Consider the following 10,711-nt stretch of genomic DNA (forward strand, 5'->3'; position numbering starts at 1 on the left):
CTCTCCAAACAAAACACCCCTCCCCCGCGCACGGGGGAGGGGTCGGTGGCCGGGTATGAGCGGTCGATCAGGAGCCGAGGTACGGCGGCGCCTCGAACGCCTGCTTCTCCTGGCCCTCGACGATGGGCTTGACCACGATGTCCACGCGACGGTTGCGCGCGCGGCCGGCCTTGGTGTCGTTGCTCGCGATGGGCTCGCTCTCGCCGCGACCCCAGGTCACCATGCGCGAGGACGACACGCCCTGGCTCGACAGGTACTTCGCCACCGCGCTGGCGCGTTTCTCGGAGAGCTTCTGGTTGTACTCGTCCGAGCCGGTGCTGTCGGTGTGGCCGACCACGTGCACCGCGGTCTTCTCGTAGTCCTTGAAGACGTTGGCGATCTTGTCGAACGTGGACTGGGCCTCGAACGACAGCTCGGCGCTGTCGACGGCGAAGGAGTAGTCGCTGGCCACGCCCACGCGCAGGGCGTTGCCGCCCATGCGGGTGATGTAGAGCTCCTCGCGGGCCTGCTCCGCCGCCAGCCGCTCCTGCAGCTCGGCGTGCTGCTTGTCCATGTAGCGGCCGACGCCGGCGCCGGCCAGCGCACCCACCGCGGCGCCCACGTACTTGCCTTCCTCGTCGTTCACTTGGTGACCGATCACCGCGCCGGTGACCGCGCCCACCGCGGCGCCGATCTTGGTCCGGCGGTTGGGATCGTCCGCGCAGGCGGACAGGATCAGGGCCCCCGAGAGCACGGTCACAATGCCGATTCTATTCATCTTTTGCCTCCACTCCGTTTGCCTCGCTTGCGACGGCCCTTGCCACCTTCGCGGCGCTCGGCCGTCATCGGCTCGAAATCGATCTTGCGTTCGTCCAGGTCCACCCTGGCGACTTTCACGCGCATCCTATCAGCGAGTCTATGAACGATACCTGAACGCTCGCCGCGCAGGCAGTGCGCCGCCGGATCGAAGTGGTAGAAATCGTTGGACAGGCTGGACACGTGCACCAGGCCGGTGGCGTAGATGCCGTCGAGCTCCACGAACAGCCCGAACGCGGTCACGCCCACGATGGTGCCGTCGAACACCTCGCCGATGTGATCGCGCATGTACTCGCACTTGAGCCAGTCGTCGACGTCGCGCGTGGCCTCGTCGGCGCGCTGCTCGGCCGCCGAGCAGGCGGCGCCGAGCTGCTCCATGTCGGCGCGGCCGTAATCGAAGTCCACCGGCTTGCGGCGGGCGTGCACGTGTTTGATCGCCCGATGCACCAGCAGGTCCGGATAGCGCCGGATGGGTGAGGTGAAGTGGGCGTAATGCTCCAGCGCCAGACCGAAATGCCCTTCGTTGTCGGGGCTGTATACCGCCCGCGAGAGCGTGCGCAGCAGCACGGTCTGGACCAGGTGCTCGTCGTCGCGGCCGCGGACCTGCTCGATCACCCGGGCGAAGTGCTCGGCCTGCGGCTTGTCGCCGCCGCCCAGACCCAGGCCGCGCTCAGCGAGGAACTCGCGCAGCTCGGCAAGCCGGTCGGCTTCGGGGGCCGTATGCACACGGTACAGCATGGGCATCTTCGCGCGCGTGAGATGCTTCGCGGTGGCCACGTTGGCCGCGATCATGCACTCCTCGATCAGGCGATGGGCGTCATTGCGGACCACCGGCTCGATACGCTCGATCTTGCGCTGCTCGTTGAACACGATCCGGGTCTCGGTGGTCTCGAAATCGATCGCGCCGCGCTGCCGCCGGGCCTTGGCCAGCACCTGGTAGAGATCGTGCAGCGTACCCAGGCGCTCGGCCACGTCCCGACGGGAACCGCCACGAGCCTTGGGATCCTCGATCAGGGCCGCGGCCTCCTCGTAGGTCAGGCGCGCGTGCGAACGCATGACCGCCGGATAGAAGCGGCTGCGGGTGGTCTTGCCGCGCTTGTCGATGCGCATCTCGCAGACCACGCATAGGCGGTCGACGTCGGGATTCAGTGAGCACAGGCCGTTGGATAGCGCCTCCGGCAGCATCGGCACGACATGCTCCGGGAAATAGACCGAGGTACCGCGCCGGCGGGCCTCGTCATCCAGGGCGGAGCCCGGCTCCACATAGGCGGAGACGTCGGCGATGGCGACGTACAGCGTCCAGCCGCTGCGCCGGGGTTCCGCGTAGACGGCGTCGTCGAAGTCCTTGGCATCGGCGCCGTCGATGGTCATCAGCGGCAGGTCGCGCAGATCCTCGCGGCCACGCCGGTGCGAGTCCGGCACCTCGTCGCCGATCGCTTCGGCCTCGGCCAAGGTCTCGTCGGGCCAACGGAAGGGGATGCCGTGGGCACGCACGGCGATGTCGATCTCCATGCCGGGCGCCATGTGCTCGCCCAGGATCTCGACCACCTCCCCTATCGGCTGGCTGCGCTTGCCGGGCTGCTCCACCAGCTCGACCGTCACGATCTGACCGTCCTCGGCGTCACCGCGCAGTTTTTCGGGGACCAGGATGTCGTGCGAGATACGGGTGTTGTCGGGGATCACGATGCCGACATCCATCTCGCGCGTGTAGCGGCCGACGATCCGGCTCTGCGCGCGCTCCAGGATTTCCACCAGCCGCCCCTCGCGCCGGCCCTTGTGGTCGGTACCGACGATGCGCACCACGGCCCGGTCGCCGTGGAACAGCGAACGCATCTGGCGCGGATTCAGGAATACGTCGTCGCTGCCTTCGTCCGGCTGCAGGAAACCGAAGCCGTCGCGGTGTCCCTGCACCCGGCCGCGCACCAGATCCATGCTGTCGATCGGACCGAGCGCGCCCTTGCGGTTCTCGATCAACTGACCGTCGCGCAGCATCGCCGAGATGCGGTGCTGCAGAGGTTCGATATCGTCCTCGTCCAGCCGGTAGAGATCCTGGATCTGCCGGCGACTCATGGGGCTGCCATGCGCGGCAAGGTCCTTGAGGATCAGGGTGCGGCTGGGGATCGGCCGCCGATACTGCGATTTCTCGCGGCTGTATTCCGGGTCGCGCTTGCGCCAGTCTCCGGGCGATTTAGCCGATTTCGGCAAAACATTCTCCTGTCATGGATTCGTGTCCGGCGGCGTTGACAAACCCGCGCCGGGCCTATAGATTTCGCCTCGCCATTGCCGAGGTGGCGGAATTGGTAGACGCGCTAGCTTCAGGTGCTAGTGGGCGAAAGCCCGTGGAGGTTCAAGTCCTCTCCTCGGCACCAACTCCAGCCCCGGTGTCTCTATTGACGCCGGATCAGGAGCCTGGAGTTTGTCCGCCTCCCCTGTGATCGACTCCCCGACCCAGCGTCGAACAGAGCGTATCGCATTCAGCGTATCGACAATCCAGAGCCCCGGTGTCTCTATTGACGCCGGATCAGGAGCCTGGAGTTTGTCCGCCTCCCCCGTGATCGACTCCCCGACCCAGCGTCGGACAGAGCGTATCGCATTCAAGGCATCGACAATCCAGAGCCCCGGTGTCTCTATTGACGCCGGATCAGGAGCCTGGCGTTTGTCCGCCTCCCCTGTGATCGACTCCCCGACCCAGCGTCGGACAGAGCGTATCGCATTCAGCGTATCGACAGTCCAGAGCCCCGGCGTCTCCATAAACGCCGGATCAAGAGCCCGGCCTTTGTCGGCCTCTCTTGCAATCGACTTCACGATCAAGCGTCGAACAATATCCTTCTGTCGCGAATCGACAACGGCTCGCGGCCGGCGTTTCACGACGGGCGGCGAATCCGTCGCGCCGCAGGGTACACGATATCGGCGGCGATGGTGATGTCAGCCGGGCCGCACCGCCGGCACACCACGATTCGGGTCATGGATTCCCGCGCCCGATCCCTCCGGACATTCATTGCGGATTTCGTAAGGAATTCCGGGAGCTTGCCGATACCTAGCAAGTGAATCGCCGTCCCGCTCCGCGGCGCCGGTTACGAACGGTGCCATAGGCGGCGAGACCGCCGCGGAGCCGGAAACGGGGGCTGCCGCGCCGGGGCGCACGACAACGCCATCGGCGCACGTGCGCATGTGAGGGCCCGGGCCGCCGGACAGTGCGGCGCGCCAGGGGGAGCCGACAGATGAACGACAAACCCGAGAGACGGCTTCAAGCGGGTCGCGAGCGGGGTTCCAGGCGGGTCGCCTCCAAGGGAGGCGGCCGGCTGACGCCTTTTGCCGCCCGCTTGCTCCGTCTCCTGCTCGTTCTGAGCCTCCCCGGCGCGGCGTTCGGCGCAACCGCACCCCCTCCCCTCAGAGTCGGCATCTACGACAATCCCCCCAAGGTTTTCATCGACGAGACCGGCCGTCCGAGCGGCTTCTGGCCCGACCTCACACGCGCCATGGCCGAGCGCGAAGGCTGGCGCATCGAGTGGGTGAACGGCGCCTGGTCGGAGAATCTGGAACGGCTGCGACGGGGACGGATCGACGTCATGGTCGACGTGGCGGTCAACGAACGGCGTCGGGACCTCTTCGCCATGGGGGGCGAATCGGTCCACGTCAGTTGGTCGCGGATTTACACGTATCCGGCGTCCGGCATCGAGACAGTGCCGGATCTCGCCGCCAGGCGGGTCGGCGCGCTCTCGGACAGCGCCAATCTGGAAGGGCCCGGCGGATTCCGTGACCTGGCGACCAGCTTCGGCCTGGCGGTGGAGATCGTTTCCTTCGACAGCTATGCCCGGGCTTTCGACGCCTTGAACGATGGCCGGGTCGCGGCGGTGGTGAGCAACCGCGATGTCGGCGCCCGGATGCAATCCCGCTTCGATATCACGGCGACGCCCATCGTGTTCCAGCCGGTGGACCTGCGTTACGCCTTCGCGCCGGACTCGCCGCGGACGCCGTCCCTGGTCGCCGCTTTCGACCGCCGGCTCGCCGCATTCAAGGACGATCCCGACTCCCCGTACCACGCCCTGGTCGACCGCTGGTTGGGTCAGGGCGGATCGGCGTTGCCCCCCGAGCCGGCGATACCCGACTGGGTCCGGTGGACGCTGTTCGCGCTGATCGCGCTTGTGGTGGCGGTGATCGCCGGGCTGTATCTGGTGGAACTGCGGGTACGCGCGCGCACCCGGGCCCTGCACGAACGTGAACACGAGTTACGGCAGCACCAGGCGATGCTCTCCGCATCCCAACGCATCGCCGCCGTGGGCAGTTGGAAACTGGATGCGAGCTCGGACCAACTGACCTGGTCCGAGGAGACCTACCGTATCGCCGGCGTGTCGCCGGCGGCTTTCACGCCGACGGCTTCGGCCTTCTTCGCACTGATCCATCCGGACGACCTGGAGCGGGTCCAGGCGGTCCGCGCCTCCGCCCTGCGCGGCGACTCGTCCCACGACGTCGCGTTCCGGCTGGTGAGGCCCGACGGCAGCGTACGGCACGTTCACGAGCGCGGCGAGGCGTCGCGAGAGGCGCCCGACGACCGCCTGGTGCTGACCGGCACCATCCAGGACATCACCGAACGGTACGAGGCCGAACTGCGCCTCATGCGCTACCGGCGACTGATCGAGAGCAGCAACGACTTGTTCTGCATCGTGGACGCGGACTACCGGCTGGTGCTGGCCAACGAGGCCTACGCGGCGCTCTACGGCAAGGCCGTCGCCGCGATGGAGGGCATGCACCTGCTCGACCTGTTGGGCGAACGCGCTTTCGCGGAGGTCAAACCACACATCGACCGCTGTCTCTCCGGCGAACCGCGGGTGTTCGAGACCCAACGCGAGCATCCCGGGCATGGCACGCGCCATCTCATGAGCCATCTGCATCCCCTGGATCCGCCGCAGGCGGACGCGCCGCAGGTCGGCGTCGTGATCACGGACGTGACGGCGACCCGACAGGCCGAGCGCCGGCTGCATGAACAGGCCGCTCTGCTCGCGATGGCGGAGCGCATCGCGCGCATGGGCGCCTGGTGGATCGACGTCGCCGGCGAGCGCATCACCTGGTCCGAGATGGCGGCCGAGATTCATGGCATGCGCGGCCGGTCGCCCCCCGCCGTGCAGGATGCGATCCAGCAATACGCGCCCGAGGACCGCCAGCGACTGCGCCGGCTATACGACAACTGCGCGACGCGGGGCATCCCCCTGGACGAGGAGCTGCAACTGGCCGTGCCCGGCGGCGAGCGGGTCTGGGTTCGTATCGTGGGGGAACCCGTATATGACGCCGACGGGCGCATTCACCGGGTCCAGGGGGCCCTCCAGGACATTTCCAAACGCAAGGCCGCCGACCTGGAACTGGAACGCCTGAACAAACGCCTCGGGAACATCCTCGACAGCATCACGGACGGATTCTTCACGCTCGACCGCGGCTGGCGCTTCGATTACATCAACGGCGCTGCGGAGCGCCTGATGAAGCGCAGTCAGTCCGACTTGCGGGGCCGTAATATCTGGACCGAATTCCCGGCGGCGGTGGGCGGCGAAATCGAGCGGGCCTATCGCCGCGCCGTGCGCGAACGCACGACCGTGTCCCTGGAAACCTACTACGAACCGCTCGGTAGCTGGCTCAGTATCCGCGCCTATCCCACCGAGGGCGGCCTGGCGGTGTACTTCCTGGATGTCACGCGGCAACGGCGCATGGCACAGGAACTGCGGGACTCGCGCGACGCGCTGGCGGCCTCCCTGGAAACCCGCCAGATGCTGATCAACGCCCTGCCCGCGCGCATCGCCCTGCTCGATGCCGACGGCAACGTGCTCGACGTCAACCATCACTGGCGGGCATTCGGGCGGGAGAATCCGCACGCCGCCGCCGGTATCGGCGGCAACTACCTCGCGGTGTGCGCCGGCGCCGCCGGCCACGGCGCGCGCGATGCGCGCCGGGTGCATGACGGTCTGCTGAATGTCCTGCGCGGCGAGCGGGAAACTTTCGCCATGGAATATCCCTGCCGCAACCCCGGCGGCGAACGCTGGTTCCGCGTCACGGCGACGCCGCTGGGCCGCTCGTGCGAGGGCGGCGCGGTCGTCATGCACCTGGACATCACCGAGCGCAAACAGGCCGAGCACGAGCTGAACCGGTTGGCATTCGAGGATCCGATGACCGGCCTGCCCTCGCGCAACGGTTTCCTGCAACTGTTCGAGCGCGTCATCGAGCGCGACGGCTGGCAACCGAACGCCATCGTCGTGCTGCTGGACATCGAGGACCAGCACGGCATCAACAATTTCTATGGCTACGAGATCGGCGACCGGCTGCTGAACGCGATCGGCAAGCGGCTGCGACGCGAGCTGGACCGCAAGGCCCTGATCGCCCGCGTCGGCGGCGACGAATTCGCCATCCTGCTGTCGGCCGCGCCCGAGCTGGCGCCCGACCGGCGCTGCCAGGCCGTCGTGACGACCTTGCAGCAACCTTTCCACATCGATTCCGCCTCCATCCAGATCAACGCCAATTTCGGTTACACCGAGCTGGGCCCGGAAGCCCGACCGATACGCACGTTGCTGCGCGAGGCGGAGCTCGCCCTCTATCGCAGCCGGGCGGACCAGACCGGCCGGCGCTGCACGCCGTACACGCGGGAGCTGGACGACGAGATCAGCTCCCGGGTGAGACTCACGCGCGAATTACGAGAGGCCCTGGATCGCGAACAACTCGAACTGCGCTTTCAACCCAAGGTCGAGCTCGCCACGGGCCGGCCGGTGGCCTGCGAGGCGCTGCTTCGCTGGCGGCACCCGGAACTGGGGCTGCGGTCGCCGTCGATGTTCATCTCTATCGCCGAGCAGAGCCGGCTCATCGTGCCGATCGGCAACTGGGTCCTCCGGGAGGCCTGTCGCCTGCTGAGAACCTGGCGCGACAGCGGCTTGGCCATCGTGCCGATCTCGATCAATGTCTCGCTGGTCGAGTTCACCACATCCGACTTCGCGCAAGACGTCGCCGCGGCGATCGCCGATGCGGGCATTCCGGCGTTGCTGCTGACCCTGGAGATCACGGAGAGCGTGTTCGTGCACGAATCCGAACACCTGCTGGAACAGCTACGGCGACTGCACGAGATCGGCGTTCGCCTGTCCCTGGACGACTTCGGCACCGGTTACTCGTCCCTGCTCTACCTGCAGCGCTACCCGTTCGACGAGATCAAGATCGACCAGGGCTTCGTCAGGCGCATGAGCGAGGACGACTACAGCCACCGGATCGTGACGACGGTGACGGCCCTGGCGCACGCCCTGGGCGCCGAGATCGTGGCCGAGGGCGTCGAGACCGAAACGCTGCGCGACGCCCTTATCGCGCTCGGCTGCAACGTGGGTCAGGGTTATCACTACAGCAAACCGCTGGAAGTCGACGAATTCCGACGACTGCTGGAACGCCGGGTCACGCTGCCCTCGTGGCGCGGGCATACGGCCTGACCCTAAAGTCGGGACCGGCGCTCGTTCCTGCGCTTCTTGTTCTCGTACATCGCGCGATCGGCGCGCATCAGGAGGTCATCCAGAGACAGCGGCGCGGGAGGGCCGGCGTCCACCAGCCCCACGCTGAAAGTCACGGGACACTCCGGCATATCGCCTTCGTCGGTCGACGCCTGAAGCCGTTCGATCGACTTATGGGCATCGGCCGCCGAGACATCCGGAAGCAAGACCGCGAACTCGTCACCGCCGAGTCGACCCACGACATCCGAATCCCGGAATACCGCGCGTAACCGGTTCGCGAAATCAAGCAGCACGCGATCGCCTTCGGCATGCCCGAGCCGATCGTTTATCGACTTGAAGCCGTCCAGATCGATCCAGGCAAGGCAGACCGGCAACCGCTGGCGGGAGGCGATGCTCAGGGCCTGCCCCGCCAGCGCGACGAACCCGCGTCGATTGGGGATGCCGGTCAACTCATCCAGGATGGTCAATTCCGAGACCACCAATTCATGCTCGACGACGGCGGCGAGATCGGCCAGGGCCTGACGGTCATCATCGTCGAACTGACGCGGCCGATTATCGATAATGCACAGGGTGCCGAGCATGTTGCCATCGGGGTGTTGTAGCGGACAGCCGGCATAGAAACGGATATGGGGTTCGCCCACGACCAGCGGATTGCTGGCGAAACGCGGGTCATGTCGTGCGTCGGGCACCACCATGATCCGGTCGTTTTGGATCGCGTGGCTACAGAACGACATCTCGAGCGGGGTCTCGCGATTGGCGAGCCCCTGGGCGGATTTGAACCATTGGCGGTCGCGATCGACCAGGCTCACCAGCGAGATGGGCACCCGGAAAAGACGCCGGGCGAGCCGCGTAAGCCGCTCAAAACGTTCCTCGGGCGCGGTGTCTAGAATTCCGAGCGAATGCAACGCTGCGAGGCGTCTCTCTTCGCTCGTGGGTGTCAGGGGACAGGTCATCGCGGAATCCGGGCGGCTTAAGATGGTGACAGCGTCCCCGCCGCCCCGCTAACGGAGTAGCGTACGCCGCTGAATCCGTTATCGGCAGAACCGCGATACCGAGTAGGGGTCGCGGCCTCCTCCACCCGAGGGGGCCGCAATACGATGCTGTGCTCGCGGCCGCCCCCCGCGGAGATGGATATCGATCGCGGTTTCGGTGATCCCTGCCAGGCGGCGCAGGCAGGCGCGGCCCGCCGCCGGCGACGGGCGCACGCCGTTACCGATCGCGCAAGTAACGCCCGGATGCGGGATGCCATAGGGGCTGCCGCATCAGGGCGAGCTGTCTGCGGGATGTGCCGCGGCGCGCTCGCGCAGAGTGCGTGCAAAGCGCATGGACAGCCGGTTGGGCCGCACCGAGATCGCCTCCAGGAAGGCCACGATCTCCCGGACTTGGTCCGGGGTCAGGTCCAGCGGTTGCAAGAGTCGCGAAGTCTCCGGGAACAACGGGTCGTCGGCCTGGATCGCATCCGGCCGTGGATGCGCGCCGCCCTTGTTGTAGAACAGGATCACGTTCTCCAGGGCGGGGATGAGACCGTTGTGCATGTAGGGGCCGGTGTGGGCGACACCCCGCAGGGGTGCGGTTCGGAAGCGGCCCGCGTCCGCCGGGTCGCCGGTGACGTCGTAGCGACCCAGATCCTGAAGGGGGCGGCCGTAGAAGTTCAGCCCCAGGTTGTGGAATGACTGGTCCGTGAACAGCGGACCATGGTGGCAATTCATGCAGCGCCCCTGGGTTCGGAACCAGTGGAGACCACGGATTTCCTCGTCCCGCAGGGCGTCGTGGTCGCCGCTGATGAAGTCGTCGAAGCGGCTGCGCCGGCTGGTCAGGTGGCGTTCGAAGTCGGCGATCGCCGCGGTGATCCGCGCATAGGTGATCTCCGGGTCGCCGAAGGCGGCCTGGAAGCGATCGGGATAGATCGCCTGTGCGGCGACCCGGGCCACCAGCTCCGGGATATCGGCGTGCATCTCGTCGGGATGCCCGACGGGAAGCGCCATCTGCCCCTCCAGCGTGCTCGCGCGCCCGTCCCACATGAGCGTGTCGAGATAGGCCACGTTGATGAGGCTGGGGGTGTTGCGGCGTCCGAGCATACGATTGTGACCGAACGGGACCTTGCGTCCGTCGCCCCAGGCGAGGTCGGGATCGTGGCAACTGGCGCAGGCGATCTGCCCCGAACCCGAGAGCATGGGATCGAAGAACAGCAGTCGCCCCAATCGCGTCTTCGGTGTCCATTCGCGACCGCCCGGCGGCTCCGGCAGCGGTCCCAATTCCCGCCAGTCGACGCCCGCGTCGACATGCGGCTCGGGCCATTGCGATACCGGTCCGCGGTAGCGTTCGACCGGCACCGGGGTGGCGTTATCGCCGGCCGCGTCCAGATACCGGGCGAGCGCCAACAACACCGCAACCGTCAGCGGCACCGAGACCAGGATGAGAACCCGAAGGCCTTTCATCGCCCGGCCGCC

The 10,711-nt window shown here is 67.0% G+C and carries 5 protein-coding genes and 1 tRNA gene; 2 read left to right on the forward strand and 4 right to left on the reverse strand.

All coding sequences use genetic code 11. From position 1 onward, the window contains the following. Positions 1-67 precede the first annotated feature (67 nt). Complete coding sequence (locus PC39_RS06400) at positions 68-757, reverse strand: YiaD family glycine zipper/OmpA-like lipoprotein (protein WP_353252543.1); 690 nt, start codon at positions 755-757, stop codon at positions 68-70. Next, complete coding sequence (gene rnr, locus PC39_RS06405) at positions 754-3,000, reverse strand: ribonuclease R (RefSeq protein WP_353252544.1); 2,247 nt, start codon at positions 2,998-3,000, stop codon at positions 754-756. The genes PC39_RS06400 and rnr overlap by 4 nt, the downstream gene beginning before the upstream one ends. A 77-nt stretch (positions 3,001-3,077) precedes the next feature. On the opposite strand from rnr, the gene PC39_RS06410 reads away from it, so the two are divergent. Beyond that, positions 3,078-3,164: transfer RNA gene (locus tag PC39_RS06410), tRNA-Leu, on the forward strand. Positions 3,165-4,016: 852 nt separating this feature from the next. Further along, positions 4,017-8,243: an EAL domain-containing protein gene (locus PC39_RS06415; RefSeq protein WP_353252545.1), complete on the forward strand. Its 4,227-nt coding sequence runs from the start codon at positions 4,017-4,019 to the stop codon at positions 8,241-8,243. 2 nt (positions 8,244-8,245) lie between these two features. Here PC39_RS06415 and PC39_RS06420 read toward each other — a convergent pair whose 3' ends face one another. Further along, positions 8,246-9,214, reverse strand: a complete 969-nt coding sequence (locus PC39_RS06420; RefSeq protein WP_353252546.1) for a GGDEF domain-containing protein — start codon at positions 9,212-9,214, stop codon at positions 8,246-8,248. A 309-nt stretch (positions 9,215-9,523) separates the two neighbouring features. Continuing rightward, positions 9,524-10,699, reverse strand: a complete 1,176-nt coding sequence (locus PC39_RS06425; RefSeq protein WP_353252547.1) for a cytochrome-c peroxidase — start codon at positions 10,697-10,699, stop codon at positions 9,524-9,526. Positions 10,700-10,711 lie beyond the last annotated feature (12 nt).

Origin of the sequence: Salinisphaera sp. PC39 (genome assembly GCF_040361335.1) — a bacterium.
GTDB lineage: Bacteria > Pseudomonadota > Gammaproteobacteria > Nevskiales > Salinisphaeraceae > APNM01.

Excerpts from the sequence above, each read along its gene's own strand:
- PC39_RS06400 (WP_353252543.1), bottom strand. The coding sequence starts at position 757 with ATGAATAGAATCGGCATTGTGACCGTGCTCTCGGGGGCCCTGATCCTG.
- PC39_RS06415 (WP_353252545.1), top strand. The coding sequence starts at position 4,017 with ATGAACGACAAACCCGAGAGACGGCTTCAAGCGGGTCGCGAGCGGGGT.
- PC39_RS06420 (WP_353252546.1), bottom strand. The coding sequence starts at position 9,214 with ATGACCTGTCCCCTGACACCCACGAGCGAAGAGAGACGCCTCGCAGCG.
- PC39_RS06425 (WP_353252547.1), bottom strand. The coding sequence starts at position 10,699 with ATGAAAGGCCTTCGGGTTCTCATCCTGGTCTCGGTGCCGCTGACGGTT.